We start from the raw sequence: 24,160 nt of genomic DNA on the forward strand, positions 1-24,160 counted from the left end.
AGAGATATAATATATTTGGGAGCTAACTGGATTTAAAAACCAAGTTGCTTTTCCAATTAACACATTCTCCGAAATTCACCCTTATATCCACAACTACCTTTTAATTCTTATCCTTTATTTAGGCATAAAACTCATTCATATTCCATATCAAGACTGGAACAAACACGGATCATCTATGGAACAGGGCTGGGTAAATCCAATGTTTCTACGGAACAGGTACAGAGATAATAGGAATCTGACAAAAGCAACTTATCATTTAATGTCAATGAATCTAGTTAGCTTAATTAGTCGAAAAAGATGCCAATTGGTTTTGGAGAAGTATTAATAGTAACTTCTTGAATTGAACTACCCCCACAATCTCCATCAATAGTATATGTTACAACGTAAGTACCACTAGTGGATGCACTCAAATCAATTACACCAGTTGTACTATCAATAGATAAACCATCTGTTGATGTAAAAATTCCTCCTGACGTAGTAATGCTAGGTGTAGGATCTAATTCATTTGAGCAATAAGCAGATTCAGTATAACTAAAACTCATATCAGAAATATTTTCTAATTTTAAAGTCACAATGCCCAAATCTAATGGACATTCACGATTACCCCAACGCACGTAAACATCATAATCTCCAGCAACTAGACCTGAAAAAATATACGATCCCCCATTATCTGCAGAATTTTCATACGTTCCACTAGAGCCATTTATACTAAATTGAATGTTTGTCCTATCTGGATGATTAGAAAAACTAAATGTAATACTACCACTATCTAAAGTAGGACAAGATGGATTGGAAGAAGTAACTGTCGTTGCAGCAGGAGTAGATAAATTAGTAATACTTACTACATCAGTTGACGAACAAGCTGTATGCACATCCGTTGCTGTTACTTCATATTTAACTGTAGAATTCAAATTAGGATCTCCTACTGCAACAAAAGAATAATCTTTAATCGATGTCAATATGTCTGTCCCACCCTGTATACGCCATTCGTATGAAAAAGAACCACTTGCTGGGCTAACTATCGGAGTCAATACAACTGACTTTCCGTGACAAATTCTTTGATTTGAGCCTGCGTTAACAGAAACTGAGGGATTTACACTTACGCTTACTGGAAGACGACTGCTACTTACACAGCCTGTTATCACATTTCTTCCCTCGGCATAATAAGTACCACTCGATAAAGCATCTGTACTGTTTAATACGGAGCCTCCTGCTGAAGTACTATACCAATCAACAACATCACTAGCACTAGTTGCAACTAAGTCTGCAATGGTTGCACTTTCACAGAATGATCGACTTACATCCCCAGTTGGAACTGTTGGTAAAGAATTAACTTTTACATTTACCGCCACACGATTGGGGCTCAAACATGTTGAAGATTCTCCTTCTGCCACATAATAAGTCACATTTCCAACAACATCCGTATTAGGAGTCAAACTAACATGCGGAGTACCACCAATCGCATCGGTATAATAATACAACTTATAACTAGTCAGGCTTGGCGTCGCTTGTAGCTTTCTGGCTAAATTCCCTTCGCAATAATCTAAATCACTTATTGAAGGAACAGAACTAATATTCTTAACCGTAATTTTAAAAGTATAAAAACAAGACGTATAACCAGGAGGAACAGCATAATAAGTTCTTGTTCCAACATCAGCAAGAAAATCATTAGAAACTGTAAACTCTTCAGTTATGCCATCTATAATAGGATAAGAATCATAAAAACGACAACCCGTAGGAAAATTATCACTAACCTCACCTATAGGTATAGATCCTGAGGCACCCATATTGCAGAAAAAATACTCTTGCCCTGAGTCGATTTCGTCTACAGTACAATTTGTTTTTACATAATCTTCAGCATCAATTTGTATTTCGATAGGGGTAGTAATAGGCTCCCCAACGCAATCACCATCTGTAACATACCCTTGTATAATACTAAAACCCGTAATAGATGTTCCCGAATTTGCTCCTGTACCAGAAGACCCTCCTCCTCCACCAATACCTACAGAAGGATCACAATTGGGATTTCCTAGAATAGCACAATCTTCTGTAACTTTCACAGTATAAGTAAGTGAACCCAAAATTTGATCGGGCCCTTCCGGGGGAATTGGCAAATTACCAATTTCCCAAATGATAGAGCCAGTAGCCCCCTCCGATGGGTCATAATAATAATTGTTAACAGCTGGAGAGAAAGCTACAGTTGCAGTTGAATTAACAAAATCGGTAGTATACGCAATAGGAAGCACAATACGTAAATCATCAACAGCTTCTGTCCCTCTATTTCGAATATCCAATTGATAAACAATTTCTTGACCAGGCTCAACCATAGAACCATCAGCAATAGGATCTCCACCAATGGTCATTATAGCATTGGTTGCTTCTGCCTCTGGTACATAAGCATCAACAGCCATGGCCAATGCAAAAATCGCATAAAAATCCCCACTTGTTCCATATTTAAATTTTGTACGAGTTTGTCCATTAGCAATATTTAGATTTCCATCATTAGGCACATCAAACATTGAAATATCAACCCCTGTATTATTGGTCAGATTTGGGCTACGATCATTTCCACCAGTCTCAATCGAACTATTAAAAAAGTTGTTTGTGGTATTTCCACCATGACTTAATCTCGTCCAATCATCTCTAGCCGCATTCTGAATTTCTATAAAATCTCCTGAAAAAACCACATCTCCTTCACTGGCCATTAAGCCTAGTTTGATATTTACATCCCCACTTTGAACAGCTTTAAAACCGGAAATTGGAATATTATAAGATGTACTGCCGGCTCCGGAATGACTTACATAAGCATAACCATCGTAAAGCGTCACATCGCGCCACTTCATTTTTGAATTTTTGTAAACAACGACTAAACCCCAGCCACCGCAAAGACCAGTACCATCACCATCGCCATCACTTAAAGCCATATCAGCAACAAAATACTCGCCAATCCCGTTATCATGCACATAATCTGTAACCTCAGCATAGGCTGCATAAATATTTGATTGAGAACCATCAGGATAATAAACATCATCAGTGTTAGCCGTAACAGACTGATAAACCGGCTGTCCAGCATGTTTAATCAATACCTTGCGTTTATCCAATCTTTTGTTACTTCCATTTATCCTTTCAGTAAATGTCAAGGAACCAGAATCAGCCCGACCTGTCCAATACAAGCCTGCATATATAATATCAGAACATTGTGGCTTTGCACCATTTTCTTCCGAGAAAGTCAAAGTTGCAGAAGAAGAATTAAATGTTGAAGCATCTGAATCTGTATCAACATATATCATTTCATAACTATTATTACTATATCTACCACTATCATAATAATCCTTTAAAGTAAGATTAGTATTCCCAATCATGGTAAAATCACCCTTAATATTATATATTTTCTGGTATGGAGTATTTTGGGAGGTTCTTTGCTGAAAAGGAATTTCAATTTCAGACACTTCCTCATCGTCAACAATTGTAATAGTTTTCCTTTGTGTTCCACTTTCTACACCGTTATCTACCGAAGTGATCTGAACCAACACATCCCGATCACCATCTAAAATATCATTGTCTGTTGCAGAAAAAGTAATACTTGCCGATGTGGCACCTGCAGGAATCACAATTTGATTGGCGACAGAATAACTGGAAGCATCTGCACCGGAATAGCTTAAATGAACTGTAACAGGAAGAGCTTGAGCCTCAAATATTGAGGCAGTAATACTTGCAGTTCCTCCATATTCATCTATGGAAGTAGAACTAACTTCCAAAGTCACCGCATCAGATCTCTTTGTTTCTCCAGTAATAATCACATTATCGATATAGTAGTGCTCATCCGTGTAAGTATTTCTGGTAACCACCTTAAGAGTTAATTCATTTCCCTCTGGAATATTAGTACAGGTAGTTTGAGCCGAGATATCATTTTTATGATTGCCATTGACTGAAAACTCAACATCTTCTCCTCCATCAACAGAATAGTAAATGCGTAAGTAATCATCATTTTCCATCTCATCACCCCAAGATCCAACATCTATAGAAGATCTTACATCTGAATAATTGGATATGGATATCTTGTTTGAAGTCCAAACGCCATACTGCTGAGGCCTCCCATTTTTTGTATCTAAATAAGAACTAACAAAACCATTACCTCCTGTTGGTAAATTAGTAACACCGAAAACTGCAGAAGTATGATCATTTTTCCAATCTGAAGGAGTAGTCGTCCACCCTTGATTAGCCCCCTCAAAATTTTCACTCCAAATGAGATCAGAACCTACAGAACAAGGACTTGACAAGACCTCAACTTTAGCTTTCCATCCTAATTTTTCAACTGATCCATCAGAATAAAAGTGGAATGACACAGAATTCGTTGAAGAAGTTATGGTTCCTGGACTATTATTCCCCTCATACTTAATAACAGAGGCACCATTACGCACCTCAAAGTAATCATAATAACTTTCCAGTCGAGGATTACCATTGCCACCTTTCCATATTCCTTCCTCTATTGAAAACTCTTCAAAGACAACCCGAATCACAGCTCCTGGGATCGTAGTTTTAAAAGTAATAGTTCCGGATTCACCATTTTTATAATTACCATTTTCCCCAAGATTACTATCATAAAAATTTTCTCCTCCTGTTACTGTTATATTTGTGTGTCCAGAAATAGGCATATTAATCTGCGCCAAGAGAGAGCCACTCAGTAGACAAAGAGAAAAAATTAGTAAAGAGAATTTTATATAGAGATTATTCATGAAGAGCACAGTTTTCGGTAGAGATTATTAAAATCAACAAAAAGGGCTCAAAAATAACAATTATGAACACAATAAACTAACATAAGAATAGTATTGTGTAAAACATTATATAACACTCTAATATGCAGCTTATTAGTTGCAAGCTCTAATAAAAAGGGGAATCATAGCAGGCAGGTCATCTCTATGAGTCAGAGATTGAAAGAGTAGATAAAAGTCTTATGTTGGCATTGACTTTTAATCATTCATGAAATATCCCAACAGGCTTGGGTTTTGCACTAATTTCAATTTTAAAACTACAGGTGGCCTCATGTCCACTTGCATCAGTTATTTTATAACTCACTGTCGACTCCCCCAGAGGGAAAGCATAAGCACTTGCATTAGTAGAGGACGCTGCTCCAGCAGGATCGTCTCCATAATTCACCAATAAGCTTTCGACCGAAGTAGGGGTAGGCTTATTCGTAATTTTATACTCTATAACAATATCAGTTGTTGGAGTACAATTATCGACGACATTTGTTACACCAATATTATTTACGATTAAGCTTGTAGCATCTACACATTCTGATACAACAAAACCATCACCATCTGAATCTGGTGGACAATCAAAAGTTGGATTTTCAATATCAGGCTCTATAGAATAAAACTGAATATTATCTATTAAGTTACCCGAAGAGCTAGATGGCGTTACACTCGCGATTCTAAACTGCGTAGTCGTTTGTCCGGCTGGAACGGTATAGAAACCTGAGTGGGTCACCCAGCCATCACCATTATTGTTTGAAATATTAGCAAAATTTGATAATGAACCAACAGCTCCAATCTCAATGCGAATTGATTCAGAACTACTGCTTCTATATCGGTAAGTAATTTCCCATCGCATTTTCGAAGAAGGTACCGTATTTATATTTTGCCACATTTCATTAAGCCCGGTAGAGTTTAATTCACAAAACTGTCCCCCATCAACTGTCGTAAAGCCTAAAAATCCATTTTTCCAAATCTCGATATTATTACGACTTGATTGCCATCCATTTACCGTTGAGTATCCTCTCCAGCTAGCACCTGCTAGGTCTGGACTATCAAAATTCCAGTTAACAATAGTTGTTTGACAGGCATAGCTAGGTCTAACATAGATTGTAAATGTTGTAGAAACGGTACCGTCACCACAAGCATTGACACCTTTTACTGTTAATAATCGATCTCCTGGATTTGCATTAGGTGCAAATTCAATATCAGCCTGAGTACCATTATTTGTAATAGTAGCGCCATCTCCTGTTATCATCCACTCATAACTTGTAGCATTGGCTATAGAAGCACAAACATAAGATTTCGTGTCACCTGGTAGAACTATATCAGTACCTGTAATACTGCCTGCAGCTTCAGGTAGAGGATTTACAGTAAAAGATTGTGTACTTACTGTTGTTCCATCAGAATTTATAAGACTGATGGTTCCAGATGTAGCTGAAGTCGGTAAAGTTGCATTTATCTGTGTATCGCTATTCACAGTATAATTTACAGCTGCAACACCATTAAATTGAACATCTGTAGTTCCGGTAAAATTATCACCTGTAATGGTCACGACTTGATTTGAGTTTGAACAGGCATTAGCAGGGGCAAAAGAAGTTATTATTGGAATTGAGTTTGAGATCACGTTTATAGAGTAGTCTTCAACCTCACCGTCAAAACCAGTATCACTAGAAGCTGGGTAATTTTTCCATTTTGAAGAAACTCTCATACGGGTAATTCCTAACACAGCGTCTGAGGGAACAGAAACTGAAAAAGGAGAATCATTAGTTGGACCATCATCTGTATCAAATGCTGAATCAAGCCTATATCTCTCGCTATTCTCAAATGTAAAATTGTGATTCCAATCTATCCAAGCAATTGCAAAAACAGTATAAGGACCAAAATCAGTATTTAAATTAACAGTTAGGTCATAGGAATTTCCTACAATTACATCTGTTTGCTGCAAAGTAAAATCATTATATCCCTTAGTTTTATCACTTGGCGTAGCATTATTTATGGTATTAAAATCAACTAAAGTGATACCTGTATCATAACTTGTATTACCAGAAGAAGAAGGATAAGCATCACTTAATTCATTCGCAATATTCAAACTGACCTCATCAGCACCTAGAATGCTACAATTTTGCGGACTATATATTGTAATACGCAAATCAACATCAGAAGATCCCCACCTTTGGTATATCCCTTTTACTTTAAATGAAAAACTAGTTTCATTTTTCTTGAATTGATAATAATATATCGCAGGTTCAAAACTAAAATCATACCCATCAGACCCCGTACCATTTGTATCGTACTTAATATTTAAAGAAGCAAGATTTTTATTACTTTTCTTACTCAAAGTGACGGTTACTAGTGCTTCACCTCCATCCTTCAACATTTGTGTTTTATCAATACTTATCGATACTGTTGGTACATTTTTCGCCCCAAGAACACCATTTATCAAACAGAAAAAGAAAAACAATAAAGAGAATCTCATATAGATATTATTCATGGAACGTACAATCTCCAAATAGTATTAATTAGAACATAGTATACCAAAAATAATAAAATTGACCTCAAACAGCTAAAAATACAATACAATTTATCGCCTGATAATCATGCGTATTACAGTAAGATTATTATCGGTTAAACACATAGTTTGTGTAGGCTTTAAGGATAATAAATTAGCGAAGAGTTTCTTTTTAATTATATAATCAGAATTGATTAGATAAATGATTTAATTCACATTATATATGTGGACAAAAAAATAAGGTTAACCTCTAAAAAGAGTTGGTTTGTCCTAACTTTACATCGATTGCAAATCTATTAATATTTATTAACAGATTACATATCTACATTTTACAAACAAAGTGTAGATTTGTAACGGTAAAGAATCGAATTTGGCCGCAAACCAAATTCAAAACGCCATGTGATACCAAAAGTTTCATGAACAATTCTAAAGGATAGGGAAGTTACTAAGGTCGATAAATTTGCAAATGGTTAATAATATATTGGTTTATTTGGGAATCACATTTGGTGTAAAAAGGCTGACCTTAGGGGGTTCAGCCTTTTGTTTTTTTCACCTTTCGACTCCGATCGAGATCCACCTCATCAACGAATAACCAATTTGATTCCACGCAAATAATCGCAAAGACATTCTAGAGCATCCCATCATCATCCCGATAGCTATCGGGACAACAGATCTACACATCCGTTTCAGTTCCGCTTAATGTCTGTCCAATCAGCAAATCATCACATTAGCCAATCATATTTTCATCAGGTCTTTCTCTTTTTCTTTTTTGCAGCAGGAAAGAGCACATTATTCAAAATCAAACGGTAACCAGAGGAATTTTTCTTAAGATTTAAATCGGTTGGAGGATCACCTACTAAATGCTGGTAATCTTCTGGATCGTGTCCACCGAAGAATGTCCATGTTCCCTTTCCGAAGGTTCCATGAATATATCGGGCTTCACCAGCGGTTTTATTCTCGCCCAATATTAAAACATTAGGCTTGATACACTCGATATTAAAAGCAGTGGTTTGCCCCATAAAACCTTTAATTAGGTTATTATGATTTTGGCACAACATACTGGGAATAGGATCCCATTTAGCCGAAAAATCAAAAAGGGAAAAATAATCTTCATCTTGTCTGACTTTACGGGTATGAGTTACATCTATACTCGAAAATTCATAAACCGATGGATTGGTTTCTAAAGTATAATTCTGAAAGGCAAAGGTCTTATTAAAATCAAGCTTATCTTGAGCATCCTTATCCATAGGATCACCATCAAACTCATGAGAACAAATATCTGTATGCTCAGCAGAGAGTGCAATATCAAAAGTATCCGTTGCTGAGCACATGGCAAATAGGAAGCCTCCTGCTTCAACAAAGGCTTTTATTTTTAAATTAACTGCCAACTTCAATTCAGAAACCTTGGAAAAACCATATTGATTGGCTCTCTCAAGATTCTCACGCACTTCATCCTTATACCATTTTAGGTTTCGGTATCCCGCATAAAATTTACCATGTTGCCCAGTGAAATCTTCATGATGCAGGTGTAACCAATCGTATTTCGATAAGTCACCCTTCATGATTTCGTCATCATAAATAAGATCGTAGGGAATTTCAGCATAAGTCAAAGCTAAAGTCACCGCATCATCCCATGGCTTTTTACCCTGAGGTGAATAAACAGCCATCTTAGGTGGTTTCTGAAGTTTTACGGCATCCATATTAACTTCAGGACTCGCTATTTCATTAAAAATAAGAGTAGATTGTGCATCGCTAACCACTTCGAAACTAACGCCTCGAATTTGGCATTCAGATTTTATATCCTGTGTGAAAGGCAAAAGAAAACTACCTCCACGGTAGTTCAATAACCAATGAATATCTTGATTCTGTTGCAAAACCCAAAAAGCAATCCCATATGATTTAAGATGATTTTTTTGAGTATCATCCATTGGAATGAGTAGATTGGCAGAAAAAGCTGGTAGTGCATTCAGAAATAAAAAGAAACAAATAATCCTTTTTGCAAAACTCATAATCGCAGAATATTAAAATTGTTTATGACTTTAATTTACAATTTTTTCTATCAATTAAGATTTAAAATGGTGGTGCATTATCAAAATCTCCACCGCCATGCAAGCCAGCATTAGGATCATCATAACCAACAGGCTCCTCGTTCATACTCGAACCAAAAGTTTGAGCAACAGCATTACCAGCTCCAAAGCCATCAGGACTCTCTCCTTCTAAATCCATAAATTTAGCCAGTTGATTACGGAATCTTAACTGAATCTCGCCTACAGCACCATTTCGATGTTTTGCAATGATAATATCAGCAATACCAATTAAAGAATTCCCTTCAGCATCTTCGGTAATACCATAACGTTCGGGGCGGTGAATAAACAACACCATATCGGCATCCTGCTCAATCGCTCCAGATTCACGAAGGTCAGATAGCATCGGTTTCTTAGCATCACCCGTACGCTGCTCAACACCACGATTTAACTGCGAAAGTGCAATAACGGGTATATTCAATTCCTTAGCAATAATTTTAAGCTGACGAGAGATTAAAGATACCTCCTGCTCACGATTACCTTTCATATCAGAACCTGCTGTCATCAACTGCAAATAGTCAATAATTATACAGCTAATGTCATGCTTGGCCTTCAATCGACGACATTTTGATCTCAATTCGTAAATCGATAAACCAGGCGTATCATCCACATAGATCGGTGCTTCAACTAAGTTATTAATTTTACTGTGTAAAATTTCCCATTCGAATGGCTCAAGATGTCCACTTCTCAACTTTTCTGATCCCAATTCTGTTTCACTGGACATCATTCGTTTTACCAACTGATCGGCCCCCATCTCGAGTGAGAAAATAGCAATAGGAGCTTTGTGATCAATGGCCATATTCCTAGTCATCGATAAAATAAAAGCCGTTTTACCCATAGATGGACGGGCTGCAATAATAACAAGGTCAGATTTCTGCCAACCTGATGTGATACGATCAAGAGCTGTAAATCCAGAAGGGACACCACTCAAACCATCTTCTCTTTTACTTGCAGCAATAATCTGATCGATTACTTCATCTGCTAAAGGACGAATGTGAGATGATTCCTTTTTAATATTTCCTTCAGCTATATCAAAAACATCTTGCTGAGCCTGATCCAACAAATCGGCAACATCGATACTCTCATCGAATGCAGAACTTTGAATCTCAGAAGAAACACGAATTAATTCTCGCTGAATAAATTTCTGGGCAATAATTCGAGCATGATGCTCTATATGGGCAGCATTTGCAACCCTTGATGTTAACTGTGAAACGTAGAATGGACCGCCACAACTTTCTAAATCATCCTGACGCTTTAATTCTTCGGTAACGGTAAGAATATCAATAGGCTCTTCCTTAGAAGATAGACTCATGATAGCCTTAAATATTTTCTGATGAGCTGGCTTATAAAAACTATCTGCTTTCAATAAATCTCCTACATTTATAATAGCATCTTTCTCCAACATGATAGCACCCAAAACTGCCTCTTCGAGCTCAACAGCCTGAGGTGGCACCTGTCCATGTTCAGACAACTGATTTTTTTTTGCTTTAGGGGTATATTTCTTCGATTCTGCCATACTTGTTTCTTACTGGAGATTGAATTAATCTAGATAAAACACTTATCCATATAAACTTATAAAATTAAATAAAACTTCAATTTTGATTTCTGATTTTTAAAGCTAAATCATTTTACAGAGAACAAAGATACTTATAGAAAATAAAAATCTACCCTTTGAATTCTTAATTTATATAAAAGCTGTATTTTTGTTGTTCATATTTATTAACAAAATATTCTGGCTTGTGCTTACTTACTCAAATGCAAAAATTAATATCGGTTTAAACATTGTTGAAAAAAGAAGTGATGGCTTCCACAATATCGAAACTGTGTTTTTTCCTATTAACATGCGAGACGCCATCGAAATTGCCGATTCCAAGGGAAATTCACCCTACACATTCTCAGCCTCAGGAATTCCAATTAATATAGAAGCAAAAGACAATATTGTAGTTAAAGCGTACGAGCTTATTAAAGCAAAATACAATTTCCCAGCACAAGATATTCATCTACACAAAAAGATTCCCTTTGGAGCAGGATTGGGTGGTGGATCGGCAAATGCTGCCTATATGATTAAACTTCTAAATCAGAAATTTAAGCTTGGAATGAGTATTGAGGAAATGGAAGATGAAGTGAAGAAACTAGGTAGTGATTGTGCTTTTTTCATTAAAAATGAACCTGCTTTTGCAGTTGAAAAAGGTGATAAATTAAGCTCTATTGATTTGGATCTCTCAGGTTATCACATCCTCCTGATTAAGCCAGATGTTCACATTAGTACGCCTGAAGCCTATGCCAATATCAAAGCTCAGAAACAAGAAATCTCATTAGAAGAACTTATCAAGCAACCTATCGAAACTTGGAAATCATCAATTAAAAACGATTTTGAAAACAGTATTTTCCCAAAGCATTCTCTACTCGCTATAATTAAAGAAGAACTTTATGAAGAAGGTGCCATTTATGCCGCCATGTCAGGTAGTGGGTCTAGTATGTTTGGTCTATTTAAAAATGAACCCAATATATTACCGCAATGGGAAAAGCATTATTGTTGGAAAGATCGATTGTAATTCAAACTCCTTATATATAAAAAAGGCTGTTCTAGTAAAAGAACAGCCTTTATATATCTCGTTAAACGAAGAAGAATTAAGCTTTAAGCTCAACCATAACCAAACGATTAGGTACTTTCCCGTCAACTTTTACATTTATCTTTTCGATTATTCCATCGAAAGGCATCAGAATTTTGTTTTTCATCTTCATCGCTTGAAGAATCATAAGGCATTCACCTTCTTTAACTTCCTGACCTTCTTTAACGTAAATTTCAACAATTGTTCCGGGTATAAAAGATTTGATGTGGTTCGGATTTGGTCTTTCCCACTTCTTTTTATTCGCAACTCTATCTGGAACTTCAGTAATATAGATGGTTCCATCAACGTTGAACTCTTTAAAATTGCTCATAGTAGTTCGATTTAAAATGGAGGAATACCGTGTTTCTTTCTTGGTCTTCCATCAACCTTGTTCGTAGAAACTTCAAGAGAATGCAATAACATCTTACGAGTCTCTTCAGGTTCGATAACTGTATCGATATAACCTTTAGCAGCCGCAACATATGGATTTGCAAACTTCGCTTTGTATTCAGCAACCTTTTCCTTACGCATCGCTTCAGGATCTTCTGCAGCCATAATCTCTTTTCTAAAGATAATATTAGCAGCACCTTCAGGTCCCATTACAGCAATTTCTGCATTAGGCCATGCAAACATGAAGTCAGCCTTCATATGACGAGAGTTCATAGCAATATAACCTCCACCATAAGCTTTACGTACAATTACAGTAATTTTAGGTACTGTAGCTTCACTATAAGCATAAAGGATTTTCGCACCATGACGAATAACACCTGCGTGCTCTTGGTCAACACCTGGTAAGTAACCTGGCATATCTTCAAGAGTAACCAAAGGAATATTAAAGGCATCACAATAACGAATGAAACGTGCTGCTTTGTCTGAAGAATCACAATCAAGTACACCAGCAAGTACTAGTGGCTGATTGGCAACAAAACCGATAGTTTCGCCATTCATTCTACCAAAACCAATAACGATGTTACGTGCAAAACCTTCCATTACTTCAAAGAAGTCAGAATCATCACTAATCGCTCTAATTACGTTACGAATATCGTAAGGTTGAGTTGGATCTTGAGGAACAATTTCTTCAATTTTGTATTCAGCCTTAGGTGGTTTTGGAGGGAAAGGACGTGCTTTCTTCTCGTTGTGCCATGGAATGAATGTAAGTAGTTTCTTGATTTGCTCAAAGCACTCAAGCTCGTTTAACGCATAGAAATGAGCATTACCGGTAATCTCGCTGTGTACTTTCGCACCACCAAGTTCTTCCATACTTATTTCTTCACCTAAAACTGTTTTTATTACCTCAGGACCGGTAATAAACATCTTGGAAATGTTTTCTACTACAAACACAAAGTCGGTAAGGGCAGGAGAATAAACGGCTCCACCAGCACAAGGACCTAGAATAACTGACAATTGAGGAATAACTCCCGATGCCAAAGTATTACGGAAAAAGATTTCACCATAACCAGCAAGTGAATTAACACCTTCCTGAATACGAGCTCCACCCGAATCATTAATACCGATCAACGGCACACGCATTTTCAATGCATGGTCCATTATTTTTGTAATTTTACGTGCATGCATAAGACCAAGAGAACCTCCAGCTACAGTAAAATCCTGTGCAAAAAGGCATACAGGCTGACCATAAATAGTTCCAGTTCCAATGATAACTCCATCACCATGAAGTTGTTTCTTTTCCATGCCAAAGTCGCGGGCTTCGTGCTCTACGAACATATCGTACTCATGAAAAGAATCTTCATCGACAATTGATGTAACTCTTTCACGTGCAGTCAATTTACCCATTGCAACTTGCTTCTGAATAGCTTTTTCACCACCACCTTGAAGCACTTTTTCTTTTCTCTTTCTAAGATCAAGAATGTTTCGTTTCAATGACATATTACGTACATTTAGTTAAAAAGCGTATACTTTAAAGTATACATTTAGTTGTATTTCAAGTTTGTCCAAACTTTAAGTTTTACCAATAAAGCATAAAATTCCCAATTCATTTTCTCAATTTTTAAAAGAAAATAAACAAAGACTTTTACTTTAATAAAGGTAAAGATACACCAAACTCTGGCGATCCTATATAAATCTTATCGAACAGTTAAATAAATAAAAGTCGAATAACTGATTTCATTGTCTGCAAGGATACTCATTTTTTGTTCTACAAAAAAATAAGCAATCCTCATTGCAAGATACCAACTCACTAAAGTACCGATTTTACGGTAGGAAAGCAAGGTCTTGCTTGTAGATTATTTAGAACGTTTTTACTTTGGAGCTACCCGATAAAGATAAATCGCAATAACTGAAAAAACCATATTCGGCAACCAAACTGCCAACAATGGACTCATGCTCCCATTTGTAGCAAAAACAGTAGAAATTTGCATAAATAGAATAAATGAAAAACTAAGTGCTAATCCTACTCCAAGATGCAATCCCATTCCTCCTCGTACTTTCCTGCATGCTAGAGAAACGCCAATAAGTGTTAGGATAAATGCAGAAAAAGGATTGGCAATACGGCGATACTTTTCTATTTTGTATGCACTAATATTACTATCACCTCTCATAATTTGCTCATCGATAAAGTCATCGAGTTCCATCATATTCATGGCTTCAACAACATTTGTTCGCCGACTAAATTCGTCAGGACCAAAATTTAAGAGCGTATCTATAGATTTTCCTTTTTCGAAACTCTCCTTGTCACCATCATATGTTCGGATAAAATAATCCTTAATGGTCCACTTTTCTTTATCCTCGTTCCACTTAATTGAACGTGATGTTAGCTTTGAAACCAACTGCTTACCTTCAAATTTCTCAAGAGAAAATTTATATCCCTTTTTACTAGATGTCTCAAAGTTAGTCATGTAAATAAACAGGCCAGGTTCAATCTGACGATGTATATTCCGCTCTTTATTTACGAATCGTTTTTTGATATAAGTATCCGTAAACTCGAGTCGTTTAGCATTTGCTGGAGGAATAATAAAGTTACTCAAGAAGAAGGAAAAAATCCCAATAATTAAAGCTGATATAAAATAAGGAAACATCAACCTTCTAAAACTGACACCCGAGCTAAGAATAGCAATAATCTCGGTATCGTAAGCCATTTTAGAGGTGAAATAGATAACCGATATAAAGGTAAATAAGGCACTAAATAAGTTTGCGAAATAAGGAATAAAATTGACGTAATAGTCCAATATAATACTCTTAAAAGGAGCCTCTTTATCAATGAAATTATCAATCTTCTCAGAGAAATCAAAAATGATTGTAATACTGATTATCAAGATTATTGCAAAGAAGAAGGTTCCTAAAAACTTTCGAATGATATATAAATCTAATTTCCCAAACATTCTCTATATCAGTTTTTATTTAAAGATTTCCATCAGATAAATGGCATCATAAAATAAATGAAAAGCCACTTATCAAGTCTAAAAATAGGCTATCTTAACCAAATGTCAAGCTCAAACTTCCACATTCAAGCTTTTTTAACATTATTCTACAAACGTCTACCTAGTTTTTCAACCATAACTTTCTTCCATTCGGAGAATGTACCCTCATTAATTTTCTCTCTAGCTTCGCGAACTAACCATAGATAAAAAGCAAGATTGTGAATACTACATATTTGAGCACCCAACAACTCATTCGAACGAATCAAATGTCTCACATAAGCTTTTGAATAAAAAGAATCAACATATGACGTTCCATTAGGATCTAATGGAGAAAAATCTTTCACCCATTTAAGATTTCTCATGTTCAATGTTCCTTCGCTGGTAAAAATCATTCCATTTCGTCCATTACGAGTTGGCATAACACAGTCGAACATATCAACACCACGAGAGATAGCTTCCAAAATATTGATAGGGGTTCCAACACCCATCAAATAACGAGGTTTATTCTCAGGTAAAACCTGATTAACCACCTCAATCATTTCGTACATATCTGGAGTTGGTTCACCAACAGCCAATCCACCAATAGCATATCCTTCTCTATCTAAAGATGCAGCATGTTCAGCCGCTTTAATCCTCAAATCTTTATAGACACAGCCCTGAACAATAGGAAAAAGAGCTTGTGAATAGCCATACTTCTCTTTTGTGCTATCGAAACGATCAACACATCGTTCTAACCAACGTTGAGTTAGTCCGAGAGATTTCTCAGCATATTCATAACTAGACGTTCCTGGAGGGCATTCATCAAATGCCATAATAATATCAGCCCCAATAGTACGCTGAGTATCCATTACATTTTCTGGAGTAAACATATGTTTCGATCCATCGATATGCGATCTAAACATAGCACCCTCTTCGGTCAATTTACGATTTTCAGCAAGTGAAAAAACCTGAAATCCTCCACTATCAGTCAAAATTGGTCTATCCCAACCATTAAACTTGTGTAAGCCACCTGCTTGTTCTAGAACGTCCAAACCTGGACGCAAGTATAAATGATAGGTATTCCCTAAGATAATCTCAGCATTAATATCCTCTTTCAATTCATGTTGGTGAATACCCTTTACAGAGCCAAGTGTTCCAACAGGCATGAATATAGGTGTTTTAATCTTCCCGTGATCAGTCGTAATTTCGCCAGTTCTAGCGCCTGATCTATCATCAGTATTGTGTAATTTAAAATCCATATCAACTTCAGTAAAAGTGGGAAAGTAGATCTCAAACATTGAGTCATTCCCATTAAAAACAGTCTGCAAATATAGATAATAATATTGGCATTGAAACTTATTTATAATAGTGGAAGAGAGACCCTATTAGAAATCCTTAGGACAGCTTTTGCTAAACATCTACCTATGATGTATTTCTATTTGTCAAATAGAATACAAAACACTCAACTTATTAAAGTATATTAAGTCTGTACGGTTGTTTGCACACACCGAACTTAATATTATCTACTTACATTATTTCATATTTTATTTCACTTTAATAAAAGTGAAATTCGTAATTAATAAGCTGTAATCATCCATATAAGCAACTTGTATGAATCAGAATTCCAACTTATCGGATAATGCCAAAATTGACTTGCTAAATGTACAAGCAGCAATGAAAGGCAATCAGAAAGCTTTTGAGAAACTTTTCTTGAGATATAAGGATGCTATTTTCTATTTCTTACTACGAATAGTTAATAATAGAACCGATGCTGAAGATTTAACCCTTGAATGCTTTGGAAAAGCTTTTAGGAATATCAATCAATATTCCACAAAATATGCCTTTAGCACATGGCTTTTCAGAATCGCTTCAAACACGAGTATCGATTTTATTCGTAAAAAGAAAAAAAGTATCATCAAACTTGAAACAAAAGAAGAAAGCAACATGGACTTGCCTTCATATGAAAGCAAGACCCCATCGCCTGAGCAACAGATCATAAATAAGCAAAATGCGAGGTATATGAGACAAAAAGTTAGCCAATTGAAGGATCGCTACCGCATTTTAATTGAATTGCGTTATTTCAAAGAGTATTCTTACGAAGAAATAGCACAGGAGATGAATTTACCCATCGGCACAATCAAAGCTCAACTTTTCAGAGCAAGGAAACTTCTATTCATTAATATCCAGAATGACGAACTATAATTTATTTCAGACTGAAATTATGAGTTTAAAGCTATTCTCCTTTTACTAAGTTTCTTTCTGCTCTAAAATTATAATTATATCTTTGCCACGCATTATAAATTATAGCATGGAATTAATTTTAAAATACTTTAAAGACTTATCTGAGGAACAGAAAAATCAACTGGCCCAACTTAAAGATCTTTACACTGAGTGGAATGAAAAAATCAATGTCATCTCACGAAAAGATATTGATTATTTATATCTACATCATGTTCTCCACTCTTTAGCCATAGCTAAGGTTATCCAATTTCAACCTGGGTCCAATGTTTTGGATGTGGGAACTGGAGGTGGCTTCCCTGGTATTCCTCTTGCAATTCTTTATCCAGAAACTAATTTTCATTTGGTTGATTCAATTGGCAAAAAGATTAAAGTGGTTATTGAAGTTGCCAATGCATTAGGTCTAAAAAATGTAACAGCGGAACATACACGTGTACAACAAGTCAAAACCAAATTTGATTTTATCGTCAGTCGAGCGGTTACAGCTTTCCCTGGTTTCGTCAATATGGTAAGGAAAAATTGCAAGGCCAAGAACATAAATGCACTCCCAAATGGGATTATTTATATAAAAGGAGGCGATTTTGAAGAAGAAATCAAGCCATATGGAAAAAAAATTAGTCTCTTCAATTGTACTGATTTCTTTACTGAGGACTACTTTGAGACAAAAAAAATTGTCCATATGACACTTTAAACCAAATTATTTCGGCTTAATCTTTTGCCAGATAAAAAAAATACCTATTTTTGCAGTCCAAAATCAACGCATATAATCACTTTATTCGATAAAAATATTTCGCGATGAAAAGAACATTTCAACCATCAAATAGAAAAAGAAGAAACAAGCACGGTTTCAGAGACAAAATGGCTTCTGCAAACGGAAGAGCAGTATTATCTCGTAGAAGAGCAAAAGGCAGAAAAAAATTATCTGTTTCTAGCGAGCGCAGACACAAAGCTTAATTTTTAAAATTAGCTTTCTATAAAATAGAAGAAGTAAAGAGTTCTATATTCTTTGCTTTTTTGTGTTTATAGGTTTCTTAAAAAATTTAAAGAGTTCCAAGGGAACTCTTTTTTTTTGCTTTTTAGTTTGAGAGTCAAATTTCAGATAACAAATAGAACGTTTTCATTCTAAATGATTAGGGTCAATTAGACAATCGAAATCTGTACCTATTTAGATTCTGCATAATTTACCGACAGATCTATCATTAATCAGAAAATCTCTATTATTTTTGTATTCATTCACTTTATGAAATGATTCATCGATTAAAATCAAACTATTGAATAAAGGCAATTAATCTTTAGAGGAATAAAACATGAAATACAATTTAGCACATGCTTGTATCAGAGTAATGGATTTAAACAAGTCCTTAGAATTTTACAACAAAGCTTTATCACTGAATGAAGTAAAAAGACTTGACTACTCTGATTATAAGTTTACGCTTGTATATCTCTCTGATGAAAATAATAAATTTGAAATAGAGTTAACGTACAATTATAATACTGAAAAACCTTATGAAATAGGAAACGGATTTGGTCATTTTGCATTAACTGTAGAAGATCTGGAAGAATCTCATGAGTTTCACAAAAACATGGGATTAGAAACAACAGACCTTAAGGGCTTACCAGGAGAAAAACCGAAATACTATTTCATTACAGACCCTGATGGATATAAAATAGAGATTATCAGAGGATAAAAAATATAAATATACGCTTAGTAAATTCTAAACGATAAGATATCGTAACCGATTACATTTGGAATTTACCGCTTAGAAACAATGGTATTGGCATCCTAAAGCAAATTAAAAACATATGCGACTAAGACATTTTTTAAAAAGTAAAGCTTTCTATAAACATTTAGGTCTTTCAATAATTATTGCAATAGCCTTGGTTTGGATTACCCTTCAGAGTTTAAGTTTCTACACCAATCATGGTGAAGAAATAAAAGTTCCTAGCCTCTATAGTCTAAGTCTGGAAGAAAGCACCAATCTGATAGAAGAAACTAAATTACGATATACGATATACGATTCAGTTTACAATTCTAGCTTACCTGCTGGATGTATCATTGACCAAAGCCCTAAAGCTAATTCTCTGGTAAAACGAAATCGCAATATATTCCTAACTATAAATTCTCTTAAGCCAGAACAAATTAGATTTCCTAACTTAGTTGATAATTCATTTAGACAAGCCTACGAGATTCTAATTACAAATGGTTTTAAAATTGGCAAACTCAAGTATGTTGATTACGATTATTACAACCTAGTTCTCTACCCTGAATTCAAGGGTGACACGATTAATCAAGGTGATTTAATAGACAAAGGTTCTCGTATCGATCTTGTCTTAGGAAAAGGAAAAAATATTAGAATACAAACACCCGAATTAATTGGTAAATATTATAAGGATGCCAAAGAGCACATTATTTTATCAAACTTAAATATTGGACGTCTGAGTTTCGATAACAGCGTCATGAATCTTTCGGACTCACTGAATGCTCAAGTTTATCAGCAATCTCATGCTTATAAAGAAAATTCTAAAATTGCCCCAGGTAGCAAATTTAATATCTGGCTAACGACTGATAGCTTAAAGATTAGAAATGCAAAGGCATATTTAAAGAGTCAATTAAAATAATAGGATAATACAGAATCATATATAATGCAAGAAGAAGAAAATTTAGAATTCGAAAATCTTGATGATAGCAAAGCTAATCAAGAATCATACGAACATTTCAGATATGATGTTGATCCTGGGCAAACACCTTTGAGAATAGACAAATATTTGGCTGGTCGTATGCTAAACTCATCCCGAAATAAAATTCAGGACTCTGCAAACAATGGAAATATCCGTGTCAACGATGTGGTTGTTAAGAGAAATTATAAAGTTAAGCCAGGCGATATTGTAACAATTGTCCTTAGCTATCCACCTCGAGAAATTGAAATTATTGCTGAAGATATTCCTTTAAAAATTGTTTACGAGGATGATTCTTTTATTATTGTACATAAAGATCCGGGAATGGTTGTTCATCCATCTTATGGACATTACTCCGGAACACTTGTAAATGCACTAGCCTTCCACCTTAAAAACTTACCTTTATTCAATTCAGTAGATCCACGTCCAGGCTTGGTTCATCGTATCGATAAAGATACTTCAGGAATTTTGGTTATTGCAAAGACCGAGATAGCCAAAACAAAACTTGCACTTCAGTTCTTCAACAAAACCAGTGATCGAAAGTACCGTGCATTAGTTTGGGGAAACATGGAAGAGGATGAAGGAACAATTACTGGACATGTTGGTAGAAATTTAAAAAACCGACAGATAATGGATGTGTTCCCTGACGGAGAACATGGCAAACATGCTGTAACACATTACCGCGTTTTAGAAAGATTAGGATATGTAAACCTAGTAGAATGTGTTCTTGAAACAGGACGTACTCACCAAATTCGTGCTCACTTCAAACATATCGGTCATCCATTATTTAATGATGCGAGTTACACTGGAGATCAAATTCTAAAAGGAACAAAATTCACAAAATACAAGCAATTCGTTCAAAATTGTTTTAAAATTTGTCCTCGACAAGCCTTACACGCAAAAACCTTAGGATTCATTCATCCCGAAACAAATGAATACGTTTCATTCGATTCTGAAATTCCAGATGATATGACAGCACTTATCACCAAATGGAGAGAATATACTTCAAACCGAGATATCGAAATTGAAGATGAAGAACAAGGAACAGTAGATTTATAGACTCTAATTTTATGAAAAGGAATATAGCAATTATAGCGGGGGGAGATTCTGCTGAGTTTGTGATATCAATGCAAACTTCTGAGCATATTTTCAATACCCTTGATAAGAATATATATCAGGTGTATTTAGCTGTTTTTAAAGGGCAAGATTGGAAAGTCAATATTGATAATGAAGAGTATGATATTGACAAGAATGATTTTAGCATTACAGTCGATTCTAAACAAATCAAGTTCGACTTTGCCTATATTGCCATTCATGGCACTCCAGGCGAAAACGGGATACTACAAGGCTATTTTAACTTAGTAAATATTCCACATTCAACCTGTGACGTTCTAAGCAGCGCATTAAGTTTTAATAAACATGCATGCAACTCTTATCTTAAAACATTAGGATATGAATTTGCAAAATCGACGCTGCTTAAGAAAAATATAGCGTTTGATTGCAAGTGTATAGAGCAAAAGGTAGGTCTACCCTGTTTCGTTAAACCCAATGCAGATGGTTCAAGTTTTGGTATCTCGAAAGTAAGACGGCTTGATGAACTCGAAAATGCCATTTTAAAAGCATTTAACGAAGGTAATGAAGTCATTATTGAAGAATATATTGAAGGCTTGGAAGTAACCTGTGGTCTTCTAAAAACAAGTAAAGAAGAAATTGTATTTCCAATTACTGAAGTGATTCCGAAAAATGATTTCTTCGATTTTGAAGCCAAATACGATCCAACAATGGCTGAAGAAATAACGCCAGCGAGAATTTCGTCAGAATTGACTCAGAAGATCCAATCTCTTTCTTCAGATATATATGATGACTTAAAGTGTAAAGGGATCGTTAGAATCGACTATATTATCAAAAACGGCATTCCCTACGTGTTAGAAGCTAACACGATTCCTGGAATGACAGCCAATAGTTTTATTCCAAAACAAGTTGAGGCTATGGGACGTGAATTAAGAGATATTCTAACTTTAGTAATAGAAGATCAGTTCTAAGATACATGAGAGGCTTTCCAATTGGGAAGCCTCTTTTTTTTTTACCTTCATTAAACCTAATCAGTAAACTTTACGATTAGTGATTAATGGTAGAGAATAAATTTCTGTTGAGACGTTTATTGTTCGGATAGATATTGTTGAGATAGATCGGTGCTCTGCACCTCTGTTGTTTTTCCGTTCGTTTTAGCTACAGATGGGACGCGACTCTGTCGCTAAATAATTGTGAATATACTTCATAACCACATTCCTATTCGTAAGTGCTAAATCGTAATTCGTAATTATTTCCCAGAATTTTGAACAAAAAAAAGTGTCTTGCTTCGTTAGAAACAAGACGCTTAAAAGTTGGCATCGACCTATTGTTCACACATTCCAATTTCTTATGTTCCCGATTCCGATAATAATCGAGATTTTTCGTTCGGTTCTCCCATCCAGATTCTTGTGACAGTACAATTCCATATGAATGAAGAATATCTGCGGCAATCAGCCTAATCAGCGACAATGTCAATTAATAATTAGCGATTAACAATGAGTTATTAGGATAGTAATAGATAAGATATCTCGCTTGGTGTTGGGGAAAACTTGATAAAGTCATCATGGACATTCTGAATATCGTCTTAATATATTGTTGTCTGAGAGGGAATATCTGCGATTATTAGCCTGATCTGCGGGGAATATTAATTAATAGTTAGCAATTAACTATGAGTGGTAATCATAGACCAGATATCGCGCTTGGCGATGGAGTAAACTTGATAAAGTAAGCATGGACATCCTGAATATGATCTTAATGTATTGTTGCCTGGGAGGGAATATCAACGAGAATCAGCAGGAGAAGCAATTCGTAATTCCTAAATCGTAATTCGTAATTATTTTCCAGAGTTTATTGCATAAAAAAAGCGTCTTGCTTCGTTAGAAACAAGACACTTAAAGGTTGGCATCGATCTATTATTCACCCATTCTAATTTCTTATGTTCCCGATTCCGATAATAATCGGGATTTTTCGTTCGGTTCTCCCATCCAGATTCTTGTGACAGTACAATTCCATATGAATGAAGAATATCTGCGGCAATCAGCCTAATCAGCGACAATGTCAATTAATAATTAGCGATTAACAATGAGTAATTAGGATAGCAATAGAGAAGATACCTCGCTTGGTGTTGGGGAAAACTTGATAAAGTCATCATGGACATTCTGAATATCGTCTTAATATATTGTTGTCTGAGAGGGAATATCTGCGATTATTAGCCTAATCTGCGGGAAAATCAATGAATAATTAGGATAGAAATAGAACTTAATCCTCTCTTGCCTTGGAGTAAACTTTATGAAATCATCATGGATATTCGACTTAGCTTCTTAAGATATCACTATAAGGGAGGAAACATCGGATCACCAGTAAAAGTTGGGTCTAATTCTATAATTACTCAAATGTTTTTATTAAACACAATAAGAAAGACTCAATATCTACAACTCTTTTCAAAGAAGATCAAGAGAGATTTCTGGGTATAGATGAATAATCTTACTTTGTTAAAATAGGAAGAATTTCACTTTCATCAATTCTTGGGAAATTTGTTTCACAGCAAAATCAGATTCATAATACAAACTTTTTTTTTATTTACTTTTATTCATATTGTTATTTTAAATTAAAGAATTCATGATTTGTCAATGCCTTGATGAAAAGTAACAAAAATCAATGGCTCCGGCACTCAGTGACCCATCACGGTTCAAAGGCTAAACAGACTGAACTCATTCGTACCTCACTCAAACAGCATTCTGTTTTTAACGCCTTTTTCACCTATGGGGCCCTCCCGATAAATCGGGACTGCCGAGGCCAGATATAAAAATCCGTCTCACAATCTTAATCATATTTTTATCAAAAAGTTTTGGGCGGA

16 protein-coding genes are annotated in these 24,160 nt (G+C 35.4%); 8 read left to right on the plus strand and 8 right to left on the minus strand.

Translation table 11 applies throughout. The features are described 5' to 3' along the window. Positions 1-284: 284 nt before the first annotated feature. From ACXR6G_RS13910 to dnaB, 4 genes are all read right to left on the minus strand, one after another. The gene (locus tag ACXR6G_RS13910) at positions 285-4,736 is read right to left on the minus strand and encodes an Ig-like domain-containing protein (protein WP_458362044.1); all 4,452 of its coding nucleotides are present in this window, start codon (positions 4,734-4,736) and stop codon (positions 285-287) included. Between the two features lie 238 nt (positions 4,737-4,974). Beyond that, positions 4,975-7,233 (minus strand): GEVED domain-containing protein, encoded by a 2,259-nt coding sequence (locus ACXR6G_RS13915; protein WP_458362045.1) that lies wholly within the window; start codon positions 7,231-7,233, stop codon positions 4,975-4,977. 779 nt (positions 7,234-8,012) lie between these two features. After that, positions 8,013-9,275, minus strand: a complete 1,263-nt coding sequence (locus ACXR6G_RS13920) for a hypothetical protein (RefSeq protein WP_458362046.1) — start codon at positions 9,273-9,275, stop codon at positions 8,013-8,015. A gap of 61 nt (positions 9,276-9,336) precedes the next feature. After that, entirely contained in the window at positions 9,337-10,866 is a 1,530-nt protein-coding gene (gene dnaB / locus ACXR6G_RS13925; RefSeq protein ID WP_458362047.1) for a replicative DNA helicase, read from the minus strand. Positions 10,867-11,089: 223 nt separating this feature from the next. On the opposite strand from dnaB, the gene ispE reads away from it, so the two are divergent. Next, the gene (ispE, locus tag ACXR6G_RS13930) at positions 11,090-11,905 is read left to right on the plus strand and encodes a 4-(cytidine 5'-diphospho)-2-C-methyl-D-erythritol kinase (RefSeq protein ID WP_458362048.1); all 816 of its coding nucleotides are present in this window, start codon (positions 11,090-11,092) and stop codon (positions 11,903-11,905) included. A gap of 76 nt (positions 11,906-11,981) precedes the next feature. Here the strand turns inward: ispE and ACXR6G_RS13935 are convergent, their stop codons facing one another. From ACXR6G_RS13935 to tgt, 4 genes are all read right to left on the minus strand, one after another. After that, the gene (locus ACXR6G_RS13935; protein WP_458362049.1) at positions 11,982-12,293 is read right to left on the minus strand and encodes a biotin/lipoyl-containing protein; all 312 of its coding nucleotides are present in this window, start codon (positions 12,291-12,293) and stop codon (positions 11,982-11,984) included. A gap of 11 nt (positions 12,294-12,304) precedes the next feature. Continuing rightward, the gene (locus ACXR6G_RS13940; protein WP_458362050.1) at positions 12,305-13,849 is read right to left on the minus strand and encodes an acyl-CoA carboxylase subunit beta; all 1,545 of its coding nucleotides are present in this window, start codon (positions 13,847-13,849) and stop codon (positions 12,305-12,307) included. Between the two features lie 371 nt (positions 13,850-14,220). Then, positions 14,221-15,300: an LptF/LptG family permease gene (locus ACXR6G_RS13945; protein WP_458362051.1), complete on the minus strand. Its 1,080-nt coding sequence runs from the start codon at positions 15,298-15,300 to the stop codon at positions 14,221-14,223. A gap of 146 nt (positions 15,301-15,446) precedes the next feature. After that, positions 15,447-16,577, minus strand: coding sequence for a tRNA guanosine(34) transglycosylase Tgt (tgt, locus tag ACXR6G_RS13950; RefSeq protein ID WP_458362052.1), 1,131 nt, complete (start codon positions 16,575-16,577; stop codon positions 15,447-15,449). A 352-nt stretch (positions 16,578-16,929) separates the two neighbouring features. On the opposite strand from tgt, the gene ACXR6G_RS13955 reads away from it, so the two are divergent. The 7 genes from ACXR6G_RS13955 to ACXR6G_RS13985 all read left to right on the plus strand — a co-directional run bounded on the left by ACXR6G_RS13955 (position 16,930) and on the right by ACXR6G_RS13985 (position 22,274). Next, positions 16,930-17,520, plus strand: coding sequence for an RNA polymerase sigma factor (locus ACXR6G_RS13955; protein WP_458362053.1), 591 nt, complete (start codon positions 16,930-16,932; stop codon positions 17,518-17,520). A 106-nt stretch (positions 17,521-17,626) separates the two neighbouring features. Further along, on the plus strand, positions 17,627-18,247 hold the full coding sequence (gene rsmG, locus ACXR6G_RS13960) for a 16S rRNA (guanine(527)-N(7))-methyltransferase RsmG (protein WP_458362054.1): 621 nt from the start codon (positions 17,627-17,629) through the stop codon (positions 18,245-18,247). 104 nt (positions 18,248-18,351) lie between these two features. After that, positions 18,352-18,510, plus strand: coding sequence for a 50S ribosomal protein L34 (gene rpmH, locus ACXR6G_RS13965; protein ID WP_125029576.1), 159 nt, complete (start codon positions 18,352-18,354; stop codon positions 18,508-18,510). 353 nt (positions 18,511-18,863) lie between these two features. Continuing rightward, a complete protein-coding gene (gene gloA, locus ACXR6G_RS13970; RefSeq protein ID WP_458362055.1) occupies positions 18,864-19,244 on the plus strand; it encodes a lactoylglutathione lyase in 381 nt (126 codons plus the stop codon). Between the two features lie 115 nt (positions 19,245-19,359). Further along, complete coding sequence (locus ACXR6G_RS13975; protein WP_458362056.1) at positions 19,360-20,175, plus strand: PASTA domain-containing protein; 816 nt, start codon at positions 19,360-19,362, stop codon at positions 20,173-20,175. Positions 20,176-20,199: 24 nt separating this feature from the next. Next, positions 20,200-21,291, plus strand: coding sequence for an RluA family pseudouridine synthase (locus ACXR6G_RS13980; RefSeq protein ID WP_458362057.1), 1,092 nt, complete (start codon positions 20,200-20,202; stop codon positions 21,289-21,291). 11 nt (positions 21,292-21,302) lie between these two features. Next, entirely contained in the window at positions 21,303-22,274 is a 972-nt protein-coding gene (locus tag ACXR6G_RS13985; protein WP_458362058.1) for a D-alanine--D-alanine ligase, read from the plus strand. Positions 22,275-24,160: the final 1,886 nt, after the last annotated feature.

It is taken from the genome of Ancylomarina sp. YFZ004 (genome assembly GCF_054254355.1).

Excerpts from the sequence above, each read along its gene's own strand:
- ACXR6G_RS13920 (WP_458362046.1), bottom strand. The coding sequence starts at position 9,275 with ATGAGTTTTGCAAAAAGGATTATTTGTTTCTTTTTATTTCTGAATGCA.
- dnaB (WP_458362047.1), bottom strand. The coding sequence starts at position 10,866 with ATGGCAGAATCGAAGAAATATACCCCTAAAGCAAAAAAAAATCAGTTG.
- ACXR6G_RS13955 (WP_458362053.1), top strand. The coding sequence starts at position 16,930 with ATGAATCAGAATTCCAACTTATCGGATAATGCCAAAATTGACTTGCTA.
- ACXR6G_RS13980 (WP_458362057.1), top strand. The coding sequence starts at position 20,200 with ATGCAAGAAGAAGAAAATTTAGAATTCGAAAATCTTGATGATAGCAAA.
- rpmH (WP_125029576.1), top strand. The coding sequence starts at position 18,352 with ATGAAAAGAACATTTCAACCATCAAATAGAAAAAGAAGAAACAAGCAC.
- tgt (WP_458362052.1), bottom strand. The coding sequence starts at position 16,577 with ATGGATTTTAAATTACACAATACTGATGATAGATCAGGCGCTAGAACT.
- ACXR6G_RS13940 (WP_458362050.1), bottom strand. The coding sequence starts at position 13,849 with ATGTCATTGAAACGAAACATTCTTGATCTTAGAAAGAGAAAAGAAAAA.
- gloA (WP_458362055.1), top strand. The coding sequence starts at position 18,864 with ATGAAATACAATTTAGCACATGCTTGTATCAGAGTAATGGATTTAAAC.
- rsmG (WP_458362054.1), top strand. The coding sequence starts at position 17,627 with ATGGAATTAATTTTAAAATACTTTAAAGACTTATCTGAGGAACAGAAA.
- ACXR6G_RS13985 (WP_458362058.1), top strand. The coding sequence starts at position 21,303 with ATGAAAAGGAATATAGCAATTATAGCGGGGGGAGATTCTGCTGAGTTT.
- ACXR6G_RS13915 (WP_458362045.1), bottom strand. The coding sequence starts at position 7,233 with ATGAGATTCTCTTTATTGTTTTTCTTTTTCTGTTTGATAAATGGTGTT.
- ACXR6G_RS13935 (WP_458362049.1), bottom strand. The coding sequence starts at position 12,293 with ATGAGCAATTTTAAAGAGTTCAACGTTGATGGAACCATCTATATTACT.
- ACXR6G_RS13945 (WP_458362051.1), bottom strand. The coding sequence starts at position 15,300 with ATGTTTGGGAAATTAGATTTATATATCATTCGAAAGTTTTTAGGAACC.
- ACXR6G_RS13910 (WP_458362044.1), bottom strand. The coding sequence starts at position 4,736 with ATGAATAATCTCTATATAAAATTCTCTTTACTAATTTTTTCTCTTTGT.
- ACXR6G_RS13975 (WP_458362056.1), top strand. The coding sequence starts at position 19,360 with ATGCGACTAAGACATTTTTTAAAAAGTAAAGCTTTCTATAAACATTTA.